The organism is Halomonas chromatireducens, from assembly GCF_001545155.1.
Taxonomy (GTDB): domain Bacteria; phylum Pseudomonadota; class Gammaproteobacteria; order Pseudomonadales; family Halomonadaceae; genus Halomonas; species Halomonas chromatireducens.
In genome coordinates this window covers 2885335-2900681 of the sequence record NZ_CP014226.1, presented here as the reverse complement: position 1 = coordinate 2900681, position 15347 = coordinate 2885335, and the positions used below count along the sequence as shown (strand labels likewise).

The 15347-nt window shown below is 64.5% G+C and carries 12 protein-coding genes and 3 pseudogenes; 7 read left to right on the top strand and 8 right to left on the bottom strand.

What is annotated here, in order from left to right; genetic code table 11:
- Positions 1-2 precede the first annotated feature (2 nt).
- The 4 genes from siaD to siaA are packed head-to-tail and all read right to left on the bottom strand — an operon-like array spanning position 3 to position 3790.
- The gene (gene siaD, locus LOKO_RS13415; RefSeq protein ID WP_083517586.1) at positions 3-785 is read right to left on the bottom strand and encodes a biofilm regulation diguanylate cyclase SiaD; all 783 of its coding nucleotides are present in this window, start codon (positions 783-785) and stop codon (positions 3-5) included.
- A complete protein-coding gene (siaC, locus tag LOKO_RS13410) occupies positions 782-1180 on the bottom strand; it encodes a biofilm regulation phosphoprotein SiaC (RefSeq protein ID WP_262488933.1) in 399 nt (132 codons plus the stop codon). Before siaC ends, siaD begins: the two co-directional genes overlap by 4 nt.
- An 8-nt stretch (positions 1181-1188) precedes the next feature.
- Positions 1189-1722 (bottom strand): biofilm regulation protein kinase SiaB, encoded by a 534-nt coding sequence (gene siaB, locus LOKO_RS13405; RefSeq protein ID WP_066450347.1) that lies wholly within the window; start codon positions 1720-1722, stop codon positions 1189-1191.
- 28 nt (positions 1723-1750) lie between these two features.
- Positions 1751-3790 carry a biofilm regulation protein phosphatase SiaA gene (gene siaA / locus LOKO_RS13400; protein WP_066450346.1) on the bottom strand — a complete coding sequence of 680 codons (2040 nt, stop codon included), beginning with the start codon at positions 3788-3790 and terminating at the stop codon, positions 1751-1753.
- A 336-nt stretch (positions 3791-4126) separates the two neighbouring features.
- Between siaA and LOKO_RS13395 the strand changes: the two genes are divergently transcribed.
- Together LOKO_RS13395 and LOKO_RS13390 are read left to right on the top strand one after the other, a co-directional pair.
- Positions 4127-4543 carry a CopG family transcriptional regulator gene (locus LOKO_RS13395; RefSeq protein WP_066450343.1) on the top strand — a complete coding sequence of 139 codons (417 nt, stop codon included), beginning with the start codon at positions 4127-4129 and terminating at the stop codon, positions 4541-4543.
- A 23-nt stretch (positions 4544-4566) separates the two neighbouring features.
- On the top strand, positions 4567-5901 hold the full coding sequence (locus tag LOKO_RS13390; RefSeq protein ID WP_083517585.1) for an extracellular catalytic domain type 1 short-chain-length polyhydroxyalkanoate depolymerase: 1335 nt from the start codon (positions 4567-4569) through the stop codon (positions 5899-5901).
- Positions 5902-5984: 83 nt separating this feature from the next.
- On the opposite strand, the gene LOKO_RS13385 is transcribed toward LOKO_RS13390, so the two are convergent.
- Positions 5985-7925 (bottom strand): exoribonuclease II, encoded by a 1941-nt coding sequence (locus LOKO_RS13385; RefSeq protein ID WP_066452356.1) that lies wholly within the window; start codon positions 7923-7925, stop codon positions 5985-5987.
- A gap of 164 nt (positions 7926-8089) precedes the next feature.
- Between LOKO_RS13385 and LOKO_RS13380 the strand changes: the two genes are divergently transcribed.
- The 5 genes and pseudogenes from LOKO_RS13380 to LOKO_RS20445 all read left to right on the top strand — a co-directional run.
- Positions 8090-8887, top strand: coding sequence for a Cof-type HAD-IIB family hydrolase (locus LOKO_RS13380; RefSeq protein WP_066450339.1), 798 nt, complete (start codon positions 8090-8092; stop codon positions 8885-8887).
- A gap of 130 nt (positions 8888-9017) precedes the next feature.
- Positions 9018-9743: a response regulator gene (locus tag LOKO_RS13375; protein ID WP_066450334.1), complete on the top strand. Its 726-nt coding sequence runs from the start codon at positions 9018-9020 to the stop codon at positions 9741-9743.
- A gap of 80 nt (positions 9744-9823) precedes the next feature.
- Positions 9824-11228 (top strand): annotated as a pseudogene (locus LOKO_RS13370) (ATP-binding protein).
- 122 nt (positions 11229-11350) lie between these two features.
- A pseudogene (locus LOKO_RS20450) lies at positions 11351-11665 on the top strand (sugar ABC transporter substrate-binding protein); the annotation flags it as partial.
- A pseudogene (locus LOKO_RS20445) lies at positions 11666-12208 on the top strand (ABC transporter ATP-binding protein); the annotation flags it as partial.
- Between the two features lie 88 nt (positions 12209-12296).
- Here the strand turns inward: LOKO_RS20445 and LOKO_RS13355 are convergent.
- The 3 genes from LOKO_RS13355 to LOKO_RS13345 form a co-directional block, all read right to left on the bottom strand.
- Positions 12297-12737, bottom strand: coding sequence for a universal stress protein (locus LOKO_RS13355; protein WP_066450325.1), 441 nt, complete (start codon positions 12735-12737; stop codon positions 12297-12299).
- 105 nt (positions 12738-12842) lie between these two features.
- The gene (locus LOKO_RS13350) at positions 12843-13910 is read right to left on the bottom strand and encodes a YcjF family protein (protein ID WP_066450323.1); all 1068 of its coding nucleotides are present in this window, start codon (positions 13908-13910) and stop codon (positions 12843-12845) included.
- Positions 13907-15298 carry a YcjX family GTP-binding protein gene (locus LOKO_RS13345; RefSeq protein ID WP_066450316.1) on the bottom strand — a complete coding sequence of 464 codons (1392 nt, stop codon included), beginning with the start codon at positions 15296-15298 and terminating at the stop codon, positions 13907-13909. The genes LOKO_RS13350 and LOKO_RS13345 overlap by 4 nt, the downstream gene beginning before the upstream one ends.
- Between the last annotated feature and the right edge of the window lie 49 nt (positions 15299-15347).

Here is a 15347-nt window from a genome sequence, read left to right as displayed (position 1 = left end):
GCCTAGAAAGCGTCGCTGAGGCTTCGGTCGCGGCCCGCCTGCTTGGCCTTGAGCAGTGCCTTGTCGGCACGCTTGAGGGTGGTTTGATGTGGCTCGCCGGGCCGGTGTTGGCATAATCCGGCACTTACCGTGACCGAGATCTTCTCGTCGGCGGCACGTATCGTTACCTCAGCAAGATGTGAGCGCAGCCGCTCCACAATGGTGCTGGCTTCGTTGCGGTCGGTATCGGCCAGCAGGAGCAGGAACTCTTCTCCTCCCCAGCGGGCGCACACGTCGTAGTCGCGCAGGGCTTCGCTCAATGCATGAGAGATGGCCATTAGAAGCTGGTCCCCGACATCATGGCCGTGGCAATCATTGATGCGCTTGAAGTGGTCGATATCCAGCAGTGTCAGAGTGAAACGGCGACGCTCCCTGACAAACGCCTCCAGGCGTTCGAGGATCAATCGGCGATTGGGGAGGCCGGTCAGCGGGTCGTGGGTCGAGGCTTGGTGCAAGGCCTGATTGCGCTCCTGTATGAGCGCTTGAAAGCCATCTGAGATGCGCGATAGCTTTTGCTGGCGGCGCAGGGTGCGTTGGTAGCGTTGCTCGGTGACCTGGCGAGCCTCCATGGCCAGCGACTGATAGCGGTCGGAGATGTCGATCAGACGCTGTATCTGCACTTGTTGCTCGCAATGGCGTTGATATAGGCGCTGCAGGGCGTCATGGAGCGGGTGTCCGGCATGTTCGCTTGCGTCGATCAGGGCGGCAACCTGTGCCAAAAACGCTTTGTCCTCCTTGTCTTTCATGGCTCCCCCCTTACAGGTGTGATGGCGAAGGGATAGCTGCAATCTTCGCGAAACTCATCGGCCAGCTCAGCGATACGCTCGTTGCGCGCATCGTAGTGCCAGGTGACCGAGACCTCGCGGCCGGTTTCGAAAGCTTCCTCGAGCAGGTCGAAGATATCCATCATCGCCTTTACCGAGCTGGTATTGAGGTAGACCAGTGCCAGCTCCAGATGAAGGGGGCGCTGCTCATGGGTGAGGAAGTGACGAACCCATAAAATCACCTGGTCGAAGAGTTCGTAGGAATTCTCCGGATAGGAGTCGCCTTGCATCGTCAGGCGCCCGGCTTGCCAATCGCTGCGAATAGCTGGCGTTGACAGGCTGCCGGGAATGTCGAGATCGGAAATCGTGGTTGTCATGGCAAGAGTCAAATCGTGGCTGTCAGGCTGAAGAAGCTGCGTTGATTCGGCAGCGGCTGTAACGCGGCTTGCAGGGGACGGCTGGACTTCCGGGCCATGTCGAGCAGGCCGAGGCCGGCGCCTCCATGGACTTCGGCATTCCTGGGGCGGCGCAGCTGCTGCTTGTAGGCCTGCTTGAGCGCTTGCTTGTCCAGCAGGGCGAGTGCCTCGATCGTGGCAACCAGGTGCTCACCGTCGGCCCGCTCGACCAGGTTGCCGGCACTTACCTGGTAGTGTCCTTGGCCGCTGTGTGCGACTGCCACCGTAGCTGCGCCCAGTTCCTCGTCATAGCCCTGGCGACGGGCATAGTGACGGATGTTCTGGGTCATCTCAATGTAGACGGAGAAGACGTCCATGGCCGCAGAGGGGGCAGCTTGCTGGGTGTCGAGATAGTTGCGCAGTGCCTTGCCGATCTCTTCGATCAGGCTACGTGATATGGGGCCATTGAAGCACAGCATGATGCGATCATGCTGATAGCTCTCCCTCATGCTCAGTAAATCCATGGCAATTCCTTGGCTTGCAATGCCTCCCCTACCCAGGATCAGGGGGGCGTGATGAAGCGGGCTCAGGGGCTTCCAGTGGCGCGCAGAATATCAGCAAGGTGATATCGTCTCGTTGGCTGTGAGGGCCTCGATAGTCGTCCAGGGCCTGTTCGAAAGCCGCCAACTGGTCATCGAGTGATGCCAAGGCATGGGCTCGCAGGAGTTCCTCGAAGCGGCTGTTACCGAAGCCGAAGCCATGGCGGCCTCCTGCTTGATCGAGCAGCCCATCGCTGCACAGATAATAGCGCCATCCCGAATGCATCGGAATGTACTGGTTGCTGTAGAGGGCCGGGCGACGATGCCCCAGTGCTCGTTTGTGGCCCTTGATGCGCTCGAGCCTGTCGCCGTCGCTGGCGTAGAGATCGAGCTTGGCTCCGGCATAGGTCAAGCGTTGCCGGGTCGGGTCGACCCAGGCCAGGCCGATATCCATGTTGGTGGCGATGGAGGAGGGCAATTGCGCTTCAGGCAGCAGCAGGCGTGTCTGGCGATCGATCTCATTGAGCACGGTAGCCGGGTCGTCGGCCCCTTCCTGGGCAATGGCGTGGTCGATGATGGCGCGTGCCAGCATGGTCATCATGGCGCCGGGCACGCCGTGGCCGGCGCAGTCTACGATACCGATCAGATAGCCCTTAGGCGTGGCGCGGAAGACGTAGAAATCACCGCCCACGGTGTCGCGTGGTTTCCACAGTACGGCGTGACAAGAGGCAAGATGTTCGCTGAGCTGGGTGTCGGGCAGGATGGCGCGCTGAATGATACTGGCGTACTGGATGGAATCGCCAAGCTTCTTGTGGGCGGCCGCCATGGCCGCATTTGCGGTTTCCAGCTCTTGCGTGCGCTGGCGTACCTGGGATTCGAGGTTGCGCGTATGATCCTCTACCTGGTGCCCCATGTGCGAGAAGGCCTGGGAGAGCTCGCCGATCTCGTCGCGACGTTCGGTGGGGAGTCGCGGGCGATAGTCGCCGTTGGCGATGGCGCGAGCCGACAGGGTCAATCGGTGGAGCGGCGACAGGATCAGGCAGTGTGTGGCATAGGCAAAGGCCGCTGTCAGGATGGCAAGTATCAGTAGCAGGCCCCCTACCAGGGGCCAGAACCAGCGCCCTTCGAGGATGCTGGCGGCCTGCATGTCCAGTGACGTGACCAGTAGCCACTGCAGCTCCGGGATGTAGCCCACCGAGAGCAGTCTCGGTGCGCCACCGATCTCGACGTGCAGGGACCGGATATCGCCGGGACGACGTATCGCTCCCTGCATCGCCCGCCTGAGATCGTCGCGCTGATCGGCGTTTTCTACCATGGACTGGATATGCTGCTCATTGTCGGTATCGAATGGGTTGCCACCCGCGCCGAGCGCCACGCGGGCTTGGTCGGGGTGGGCTTGAATCATGCCTCGGGGGTCGACAATCATTGGCGTGACCCCGGGGGCGCTGGCCCGGATGAAGTGTGCCAGGAAGTCGTCCAGGTCGAGGGCGCCACCGGCCAGGCCAAGCAGTTCCCCGTTGTCGCGCACCTTGACGTTGACCCTCAGCATGCTGCGCTGCAGGACATGATCGACGCTGATATCGATATCGTAGGTGGACGTACTGGTCATGGTGGCGAAATACCAGGCGTCCTCGGTCTCATCCCTGGAAAGACGATAGCGGGGAAGCGGCTCGGCGTCGCGTCGGTCGGCGAAGTAGTAGTCGTGAGTGGCGTGATCGATGATGAAATAGGCGTTGCTGCCGAACTGTTGGCGGAAGCCTTCGGCCTCAGCGAGAAAGCGTGCCCGGCGCTCGAGATCATCCGGTTGGCGTAGCCACTCGCGGGTGACCACCGAGTTGGCGAAACGTCGTGACAGCGCCAGTTCGCGGGATACGGGGGCAGAGATGCGATGCATCTGCAGCAGTGTGTACTGCTCGGCATAGGCCGTGGCGAAGTGGCGGCGTACCTCATCGACGGTCTTCCAACCGATGAACAGGGCTGGGATCAATGCCAGCAGGCACGCCAGCAGCAAGGTTGCGACCGACTTCCCACGCAGTCCGAGGTGTACTGCCATCGCGTTGGCTTCCCTGATCGGGTGGGCTCAGCCCCCATTGTCATGCTTTTTCATTGCCTTACCTTAAACCCTGAGTACACGCGGTTCCTCATTTCTCCATCTCCGCTTCGACAAGGTACTGGCAAGGGGCTCAGCGGGGCACCGCCATGCTAACGGGTCTGGCGTTTCCATGGGTTGCTGGCTCGACATCAGGGGAGTCGGCTTTTCCATGCATGTTGACTATCCATTCAGCTGGAATTCAGTTACCATCCATATGGATGGTATATGGAGTTCATATGGATTCCATTTGGATGGTTTCGCTGAGTGCTCCACCCCTTGGTTAATGAGGTAAAACATATGAGCGTGCATGAGCTACGGCGCAAGTCCGGCGACTCCAGCGAGAAGATCACCATTAACCTGGGGGTGGTCGACCTGGGGCAGATCGACCTGCTGGTCCAGGAGGGGTTCTATTCCAATCGCACCGATCTGATCCGCACGGCCATCCGTAACCAGCTGTCGAACCATGCCGAGGTGGTCAGGGAGACCGTGTCTCGCAAGGCCTTCGTGCTGGGACTCGAGCATTACAGCCGCGCAGATCTGGAAGCGCTGCAGTCGGCGGGAGAAACACTGCAGATTCAGGTCCTGGGCATGGCCAGCATTGCGGACGACGTATCGCCGGAACTGGCCCGTGCCACCATCGAGTCGGTGGTCGTCCTGGGCGCCCTGCATGCCAGCAAGGCGGTCAAGGCGGCCCTGGCGGATCGAATCCACTGAATCACTGAATAGGGTCATTGACGATGATCGACGCGCGACGAATGGAAGAAGCGACGCGGCTCACCCGCGCCGGGAAGCTGCATGAGGCCATGGCCATGCTCCAGGGCGCGATGCCCGGTGGGAAGAGCGGAACGGGGGACGAAGAAGCGCGGGATACCTGCGGCTCTGCGCGTAACGTCTATGAGGGGACCTGCCAGGTCATCGACGAGGAGGTGTCGGTGTCGAAGCCAGCGTCTGCGGAGTCGGGTTCGTCCCGGACAGGTGCAGCGACTGGGGGAGGGGCGCCATCCTCGGCGTTTGGCCATACCCGCCAGGCTGCCTCTGGGACGATACCGGGCGGTGAAATCGGGCTGCCTTCTGCCTGGCGCGAGAAGTGGCGCCAGTTGCGTGATTCCATGGCCCAGCCCGAGCAGGGGCGGGGCTCCAGCGAGACAGCACTGCCTGGCGCGTTCACCGCTGGCTGCTTTACCAACCATGCCGGCTCGCGCGATTACAAGCTGTATCTACCCAGCGGCTATCATGGTCAGGCACTACCGCTGGTGGTCATGCTGCATGGCTGCACGCAGAACCCCGATGACTTCGCCGCCGGGACCAACATGAACCGGCTGGCCGAAGAGCAACTTTTCTGCGTGCTCTATCCGGCCCAGCCGATGACCGCCAACAGTAACAAGTGCTGGAACTGGTTCAAGGTCGAAGACCAGCAGCGCGATGGAGGTGAGCCGTCGATCCTTGCCGGCATGACCCGCCAGGTTATCGACACGTACGGACTCGATGCTAGCCGGACCTATGTCGCTGGACTGTCGGCCGGTGGCGCCATGGCCACGACAATGGCGATGACCTATCCGGATCTCTATGCGGCGGTGGGCATGCACTCGGGGCTTCCTCACGGCGTGGCCCAGAGTCTCCCCGATGCATTGGGGGCAATGCAGGGAGGCACAGGTCCACTGGCCTCGTCGACACGAGTGTCTACGTGGGAGTCGCGGGTGCCTGCCATCGTCTTCCACGGTGATCGCGACACCACGGTGCATCCCAGCAATGCGGATCGCGTTGCCGCTCAGTACGCCGCCTCGCGTGCGGCTGGCGAGTCGACAAACAGCCGTGAGGGCAGTGCAGGGAAGACGGTGGAGCAGGGACAGGTCCCCAATGGCTACGCTTATACGAAGACCAGCCACCAGGATGCGGATGGGCGGTCGTGCCTGGAGCAATGGGTGATTCACGGTGCCGGCCATGCCTGGTCGGGTGGCGATGCTCGCGGTTCCTACACGGACTCCAAGGGGCCCGATGCGGCCAAGGAGATGCTGCGTTTCTTTCTTTCCCATGCCAAGTCCGCGGATCGGTCAGGTCGCAGCACGCCCTGAAGGGCAGCCTCGTGTGACATCGTCACCAAGGAAAACGCCTCGACACTGGTCGAGGCGTTTGGGTGTTGCAGCAGGAACTGTTCCTAGGTAGCAGGTCGTGCCACCAGCGAGCGGGTCTCCTCGCGGGCCTCGACCAGTTCCACGCGGGTGACGTCACCGAGCTTGTAGCGCTCTTCGCCTTCCACCTGGATACGGCCTTCCTTGTCGTCGATGACCACCTTGTCGCGGTCGCTGTGGATCATCGGCGCAGGAACGAACGCGGTCGCACCGTTGGCGGTCAGCCGGACGCGCATGCCGCCGCGGTTGATCGCGATGATCTCCGCCTCGAAGGCTTCCTGGGCCTTGGCAGCCGATGTCAGGTAGCGCACATAGAGCCAGTCCTTGACGTCGCGCTCGGCCATGCGATTCAGGCGGCGACGCTCGGTCAGCTGTTCTGTCAGTGCCAGGGTGGCTTCCGCCGGCGCCTGCTCACCCTTGAGCACTCGCTTGATCAGGCGGTGGTTGACCATGTCGCCATACTTGCGAATCGGCGAGGTCCAGGTGGCGTAGGCGGCCAGGCCCAGCCCGAAATGCGGCCCTGGGCGAGCTGACATGCTGGTGAAGCCCTGAAAACGGCGCAGGCGGGCATCCAGCCAGGCGTCGTCGCGGCTCTCCAAGGCACGCTTGAGCTCCTTGTAGCGGGGTAGCTCGGAGAGGGCCTCGAGTTCGACCTCGATCTCCTGGGCGGTGAGGAACTCGTGGGCGGCTTCGGCCTTCTCCGGCTCGAAGGCACGGTGGACATTGAAGATGCCGTGGCCCACCTTCTCCGCGAGCAGGTCGGCACAGCAGGCGTTCGCCGCGATCATCGACTCCTCGATCATGCGGTTGGCGATGCGTCGCTGCTCGGTGCGGACGTTGAGCACGTTGCCGGCCCGATCCAGTTCGAAGACATAGTCCGGACGATCCTTGAATACCAGGGCGTGCTCGGCGCGCCAGGCGCTGCGCGCCTCGGTCATGTCACGCAGCGCCTTGAGCTGAGGGGCGATCTCATCCGCCGGTGCCCAGTCGCCCTGGCCCTCGATCCAGTCGGAGACTCGGTCATAGGCCAGCTTGGCGTGGGAGCGCGCGGTGGCGGCAAAGAAGCGGTAGTCGCCGAGGCTGCCGTCGGCTTCCACTTCCAGGGAGCAGGCCAGCACCGGACGATCCTGGCCTTCCCACAGCGAGCAGAGGTCATCGGCCAGCTGCTCGGGCAGCATGGTGACGTTCTGGCCCGGCAGGTAGACGGTGAAGGCGCGCGTGCGAGCCTCCAGGTCGGCGGCATGCCCCTCCTGAACGTAGGCGGTGGGGTCGGCGATGGCCACCGTCAGTCGCCAGCCGCCATCCTCGCGGGACTCGATGCGCAGGGCATCGTCCATGTCGCGGGTCTTCTCGCCATCGATGGTGAAGAACGGCTCGGCGGTGAGGTCCTGGCGATCCAGGCCCTCGTCCAGTAGCGGCCATTCGGTGCCGGCGTCGGGGCACTCCTGCTCCAGAGCGTGTCTGGCCAGGGTGACGCGCCACGGCACGGCCGGGTCGTCGGTCTTGGCCCCCAGCTCGTCGATCTGGGCGAAGAAGCCGCGATCGTTCTCCTTGAGCGGGTGCCGCACCAGCCGCGACACGACCCAGTCGCCGTCGCCGATGCTCTCTTCGTCGAGGCTGTTCTTGATCCGCGACTTGAGCACGTTCTTGATCGAGGGGTGGTCGGGGACCACCGCAAGGCGACCTTCGCGCTTCTGCACCCGGGCAATGAAACGTGTCAGCCCGGGTTCCAGCAGAGCGTCGGGCTCGACCGAGGTCTTGTCGCCATTTTCGTGGATGGTGGCCTGGACGCGGTCGCCATGCAGCACCTGCTTCATGGCAGGCGGCGGCACGAAATAGGACTGGCCATCATCGGTTTCTAGAAAACCGAAGCCCTTGTCGGTGGCTTTGATCACGCCCTCGGCACGGGGCGTGGTCTTGCGAATCTGTTGCTTGAGCTGAGCGAGCAGCGGATTGTTCTGCAGCATGGTCACGAACGTGTGGCGGGGTAGGAGAGCCACTATACGGACTCCCGTGGCCGGCGCCAAACGCCACTATGTCCAGCGACGAGGAAACAGCAGGTTGTGACCAGAATAAGCCGACGACTGTGGCATTTGCTAGGCTGATAGCCGCCTTGAATACTGGACTCACTATGACGCCCCACCTCATCGTCTCCGACCTCGACGGCACCTTGCTGGATGCCAACCACGATCTCCATCCGCACACCATCGAGACACTGCGGGTCCTGGCGGATAGGGGCCACCACCTGGCCTTCGCCTCTGGGCGTCATTTCCGCGACATGCTGGCCTTCCGTGAGCGACTCGGGGTGCCGATCCACGTTATCAGCACCAATGGCGCTTACCTGCACGGCCCCGATGACCGGCTGCTCTCCGCCCGGCACCTGGAAGCAGAACTGGCTCTCGAGTTGATCGCCATGGAGCGCCATGACAGCGTACGGCTCAATCTCTACCGGGAGGAGGAGTGGCTGATCGACGCGGCTGAGCCAAGGCTGCTGGCCTATCACGCCCATACCGGCTTCGGCTACCGCATCTTCGAACCCGACGAACTCGATGGGGAAGGGGTGGGCAAGGTCCTCTACATCGGGAAGCCCGAGCGCCTGGCGGGGCTCGAAGCCCTGGTGCGGGAACGCCACGGCGAGCGGCTGCACGTGACCTATTCCACCGTCAATTCGCTGGAGATCATGGCCGGCGGGGTGAACAAGGGCACCGCGCTGCAGGCCCTGTTGGAGTCGTTGGGGGTCGAGTCGCGGCACTGCCTGGCCTTCGGCGACAACCTCAACGATACCGAGATGCTGGCCCTGGCCGGCGAGGCACATGTGATGGCCAACGCCCATCCCGAGCTCGCCGGGCGTGTTCCCCACGCGCGCAGCATCGGCCACCACGCCGAGGTGGGCGTGGCCGCATTGCTGCGGGAGCGGTTCGGAATATAAGACCTGTGGTCGATTACTACCTTGGTCTCAGATGACTTGTCGGGATCGCCGCACTTGACCATTATCGAAGCCCGACAATGACAACAATCACGGGCGTAGCCACGACACCGCCCCTTCCCATCGGACGACGATGACGACGACACCTGCCACCCTGATCGTGGTCGACGACGACCCTGAAATCCGTGAGCTGCTGGCCGACTATCTCGGACGCCACGGCTATCGTGCCCTGGTCGCCGAGGATGCCGAGGCGCTTCGTCGTCTGCTGATCCAGGAGACACCCGACCTGCTGATCGTCGACATCATGCTGCCCGGCGATGATGGCTTCACCATCTGTCGTGACGTGCGCCGAGACAGCCAGGTACCCATCATCATGCTTACCGCCAGCGCCGACGAGACCGATCGGATTCTTGGCCTCGAACTCGGCGCGGACGACTATCTCGGCAAGCCGTTCAATCCCCGGGAGCTGCTGGCGCGAATCAAGGCGGTGCTGCGACGTGCACGGGGCAACCAGCAGCCCCAGGACCCGGCACGCGCGCGGCTGGTCAGCTTCGGTGGCTGGCAGCTGGACCGAATGACCCGAGAACTGATCGATCAGGAGGAGCGGCGTATCCCGCTCTCCGGCGCCGATTTCCAGCTGCTGCAGGTGTTTCTCGAACACCCCGAGCAGATACTTTCCCGGGACGCGCTGTTCGAACTGACCCGTGGCCGGCCGGCGCCGCCGCTGGACCGTTCCATCGACGTGCATGTCTGCCGCTTGCGCCAGCGGCTTGGTGAGGATGCCCAGTACCATCAACTGATTCGTACTGTGAGAGGGGCTGGCTATGTACTTACCGCCCGGGTCGAAGCGCTGACGTGACGGATACCCGCTGGCAGCGGTGGCGTCGGTACCTGGCCCGCGGCCTGCCCAGGACGCTGCGCGGTCGCTTCGTGCTGATCATGATCGTCGGTGTGCTCGCCGCCCAGCTCGCTAGCTACGCCGTCTGGACCTCCCAGGTACGCTCCAGCCAGCTGGAGCAGCTCGACGAGCTGTCGCAGAATGTCGCCTACAGCGTGGCCTCGACCATGCGCTTCTTCCGCTCGTTGCACGTCGAGTATCGCCACATCGTGCTCGATCAATTGCGCAACATGGGGGGCACCCGATTCTTCGTCAGCGTCAACGAGCGTCGCATCCCCGTCGATGACATCGGCTCGGGGGCGGAGAAGGCGCTGGTGGTCGGCAATTCTCGCGCCATCCTCGGGCGCGAATTGAATATCGACGAGGTTCTGGTGGAGTTCTCCCGGGCAGAAACCCTGCGGGTCTACAACAATGAGGTGCTCCTGCACGACCTGCCGCCGCGTTGGGGCTAGCGCAGTCTGCTGATGGAGCCGTTGTCGCCGCCGATCCTGGTGGTGCAGCTGGAGCTCGAACCCGGTACCTGGCTCTACGTGGCGACCCTGCTACCGGTGGCAGACCTGTTCAACGAGTATCGCTGGCTCTCCGGCGAGCGTCTGCTGGCGGGGCTGGTGGTGCTGCTGACGGTGATCGGGCTCTCGCTGCTGGGCATCCGCAGCGTCACCCGGCCGTTGGCACGCCTGTCCCGGGCGGCCCGCCAGCTGGGCGACGACCTGGATGCGCCGCCGCTGCGTGAGAGCGGCCCCAGGGAGGTGATGGCCACGGCGATGGCCTTCAACCGCACGCAGGAGCGCATCCGGGAGCAGGTCGACGAGCGTGAGCGGCTCTTCTCGGCGATCTCCCACGACCTCAAGACGCCTATCACCCGCATGCGGCTGAGGGCCGAGATGCTTGACGACCCGCTTCAGCGCGAGCGCTTCTGCGCCTCCCTCGATGAGCTCGATCTGCTGGTCAAGGGTGCGCTGGCCTCGGTCAAGGGCTTTGATCTTCAGGAAGCGGTCGAAGAGCTCGAGCCGCGAGCGGTATTGGAAGAACTCGCCGACGAGCTCGCGCTCCAGGGCGGAGAGGTGACGATCCGGGGGGAAGGCCGCACCGCTCGCCGTCAAGCCGCTGGCGTTGAAGCGCTGCCTGGCGAACCTGCTGGAGAATGCCATCTTCTATGGCCAGCGCGCCGACGTGACGCTGGAAGACGATCCCTCCCGCCTGACGATCACCATCCGCGACCATGGGCCGGGCATCCCCGAGGGGCAGCGCGAGCGGGTCTTCTCGCCCTTCGTCCGTCTCGAACCGTCCCGCAGCCGCAATACCGGCGGCAGCGGCCTGGGGCTGGGCATCGCCCGGCATATCGCCCGGGCCTTGGGCGGCGATATCGGTCTCGACAACCACCCCGAGGGCGGGCTGCGGGTGAACGTGACGCTGCCCCGGCCGCGGAATATTACAGGGCTGTAATATTCCGGCAATACGACGCCAACACTTCGCAGGACTAGGTAACCCCTCCTGTCGCGCTTCCTGGGTTAGCGTGTCGTTATCCGGTGTCACGCCGGAAACATAACAACTCGAGGAGTTACGCCATGCCTTCCTTCAAGCGTAATTGTTTCACCGCAACGCGTTTCCCCAGGACCGGGCTTGCCCTGGCCACGGCCCTGGCCGCTTCCGTGTCACTGACCAGCGCCCATGCCGCCGGTGAAGTCGAGGTCCTGCACTGGTGGACCTCCGGCGGCGAGGCCCGGGCCGCCAACGTGCTCAAGGATCTAATGGAAGCCGAGGGGTACGGTTGGCAGGACTTCGCCGTCGCCGGTGGCGGCGGTGAAACCGCGATGACGGTACTCAAGTCCCGGGCCATGTCAGGCAACCCGCCCTCGGCGGCCCAGATCAAGGGGCCGGAGAATGAACCGCTCTCCAACCTGGATGCCAAGCTGCGGATGGACATGCGCACCGAGATCAAGAAGCTGCATCAGCGGCTCGGCACCACCATCGTCTATGTGACCCACGACCAGATCGAGGCGATGACCCTGGCCGATCGCATCGCGGTGATGCGCGACGGCAATATCCTGCAGCTGGGCACCCCCGACGAGGTCTAAAACGACCCGGTGGATATCTTCGTGGTGGGATTCATGGGCTTACCGTCGATGAATTTCATCACGGCTAGCCTGGGGGGCGGGGCAGGGCAATACCGGTTGCGTATCGTCACCGAGGGCGAAGAAGCGCTGGTGCTGCCTTGGCCTGTCTCTCGGGAGACCCCGGCCAGGGTCAGCGTGGCCGAGCCCACCGGAGCCGATATCCTGCTGAGGCTGCCGCTGGGGGATGGAGAGGTCACGGCCCGGGTCGGCCCCAAGTGTACGGTCATGCCGGGAGCGCGCCTGAATCTGCGCGTCGACATGGGGCGCGCCGTGCTCTTCGACAGCCAGTCCGAGCAGCGCCTGGCCTGAGGCGCGGGGTTCCCCGGTCGGTGTTGTTCGATAAAGGCCTGCTGCCACTGGTCGGGCAGCAGGTCAACGGTCGGTGATGCCCTTGCGCTCAGCGAACGGTAATGACGGTACACTCGGCGGCGTGGCTCACCTTGTGGGAAACGCTGCCCACGACCAATCCGCGCAGGTCGCTGAGCCCCCGGCTACCCATGATGATGGCTTCAACCCCGCGTGTCTTCGCTTCGCTGATGATGGAGCGGGCCGGGTCGCCACGGCCGATGGCGGTCTCGACCTTGGTCACGCCCTTGTCGCGCGCCGCCTGGGCGGCCTTTTCCACCACCTGCTGTCCGATGTCGTCGCGCTCCTGGCGGGACGCCTCGATGGCGATGGCGCCGATGCCCCAGACCAGCGTCGTCTCGTGGGAGAGCTCTTCGGGGATATGCAGGATGTGCAGGGTGGCGTCGGCCTGGTTGGCCAGTTGGCAGGCAACGGAAAGGGCTTTCTTGGCGTTTTCGGAGCCATCGACGGGAACCAGGATGGTATTGAACATGACAGTTTTCCTTCTTGGCAGGTAAGGGCTGATCCTTATGTTAGAGACTAGCGGCTCGGAGCCGAGCTGTCATGACCGGGGTCAAGAAGCGCGTGGCTACGACGCTTATTCCTTTACCTCGAGGCGACGCAGCTGCTGCCAGAGTTCGCTGCGCAGGTCGGCCATGCGCGGTGCGTCGCCAGCGTCGAAGCCGATCGGCCGCGTCAGTCGCTGGGTTCGCAGGCCCAGCCGCGCACTGAGCAGGCCCACCCCCATGCCCTGGCCGGCACGGGTCGAGAGCCTTCCGGCCAGGTTCAGCGAGAGAATCTCCATGCCCGCTTCGCTGGCCATCTCGGTCGCGCCGGCGAAGGCCATGTTGTAGAGCACGCTACGCAGCAGGCGCAGGCGGCTGGCATAGCCGAGCTCCAGGCCGTAGAGGCGGCATATCCGGTCGATCATTGCCAGGTTGCGCCAGGCGACCAGCGCCATGTCCACCAGGGTCAGCGGGCTCACCGCCACCATCACCGCGGTCTCGCCGGACATTCGAGAGATCAGGCGTCGCGCCTCCCGGTCGCGGGGTGCCAGCAGATGATGTGCCAGCAGCTGGCGCACCTCCGCCCCGCTATGGTGAGACTGGTGAGCGGACAGGAAGGCCTGCCAGTGAGGGTGGTCCTCATGAAGCTTCAGCTGTGTCTTGAGCAGTCTGGCCAGGCCCATGGCCTCGGCGGTGCCGACTTCCTGCAACTTGCCCAGTCTTGCACGCAGGGGGGCGTGGCGACGCGGTCGACGCAGCCGCCAGGCTTCCCGCAGCAGCGCACTGGCGCCCAGGCCGATGGCGCCCAGTCCCAGCAGGGCCCAGCCGCCGTTGAGCCAGTAACCGCCGGTGAGGGCCGCCGGTAGCCGCAGGGCTAGCTCTGCCGTGCCCAGGGCCAGGCTGCCGCCCAGCAGCGTAAGGAGGCCCCAGCGGCGCTTGCGTGGCCGGCCGAGGCTGGCAGCGAGGGCCTGCTCGGCAGGGCCATCGATGGGCTCCTCGATGGGGCGAGTCGGCAGTTCTGTGGCGAAATCCTGGCGCGGCCGTGGGGTGTCGCCACCGGGCGGCGGGGTTGGCTCATCCAGGGTGAAACGGCGACCGGGTCGGGGATCGGTGGGGCCGGGTGCTTCGTGGTCCTGGCCGGGGTGGCGGTTATCGCTCATCGCAGTTTGTCTCCGATCAGCCAGTCGAGGGCGGCGTCCAGGCGAATATGGGGCAGGGCGCCGCCTTCCCGCGGGGCGGGGCGGAAGGCTCGGAAGTCGAAGCCCTGCCGTGCCCAGAACTCCGCTTCGGGCAGCTGTGAGGGCACCTCGCCGGGAAACACCAGGACTTCCTCGCCTTCCAGGGTGGTGCCGCGCAGCGCCGGTGTGCGCTGCTTCTGGTGCTCCACGGCATGGGTTTCGGTGGCGCGAATCGCCGCCAGTGACAGCGCCTTGACCGGCACGTCGGCATAGCGCAGGTCCTGCAGGGGCTCGGCCAGCAACGCTTCCAGCAGCGAGGTCAGGTTGCCGTGCTGCTCCGGCGTCACGTGGTCGGCCTTGGTCGCGGCAATGGCCAGGCGATCGATGCGCGGGGCGAACAGGCGCGACAACAGGCTGCGCTTGCCGTAGTCGAAGCTCTGCATCAGCGTGGTGAGCGCCTGGGAGAGGTCCTCGAAGCGCTCGGGGCCGGCATTGAGCGCGCCCAGCACATCCACCAGCACGATCTGTCGGTCGAAGCGGCGAAAGTGGTCGCGATAAAACGGCCGCACGATGTGCTGCTGATAATGGCGAAAGCGGGCGGCCAGGGTGGCGTAGACGCTGTCGGGTGGCAGCTTGGCCAGTCTGGTGTCGTCGTAGTCCTTCAGCGCGGGCAGGGGAAAGAACTGCAGCACCGGCGCACCTTCCAGGTCGCCCGGCAGCAGGAATCGACCCGGCTGCAGGTTGGCGAAGCCCGCCTCCCGGGCGGCCTGCAGGCTGCGGGCATAGAGGCTGGCGATGTTGGCCAGCTCAGCCTCGTTGGCTTCGGCGGCGGGGTCGAGCCCGGCGGCGACGCTTTCCCACTCGGCGAGCAGGGCGCGGCGCTGTTCGCCGGCATTGGCCAGCATCGCCCGGCTCCAGCCGGGGTAATCATGGCCCAGCAGGGGCAGATCGAGCAGCCACTCGCCGGGGTAGTCGAACAGGTCCAGGCTCAGCTCGGCGGTTTCGCCCCGCAGCAGTCCGCGTCGCGCCGGACGATAGCGGATCGACAGGCGCAGCTCGCTGATACCGCGGGTGGGCTGCGGCCAGAATGGCGGGTCGGCGTCGAGGGCCGCCATGGCCTGGTCGTAGGGAAAGCGCGGCACGCCCAGATCTGGCTGGCTGACTCGCCGGGCGCCCAGCAGGCGACCCTCCCGAGCCACCGGCATCAGGTCGAGTCGGGCCTCCAGGCCGGCATGGCGAAGCTGGTTGACCAGCGAGGTGAGAAAGGCGGTCTTGCCGGCGCGCGACAGGCCGGTGACCGCCAGGCGAAGCTGGCGATCGCGTCCGCGCTCGATCAGGTTGGTCAGTTCCCGGGCCAAAGGCTGGCGCATCAGTGAGGATTCCCTTCGCAGCAAGCTCAGCCGCTAATGTGAGGGCGTT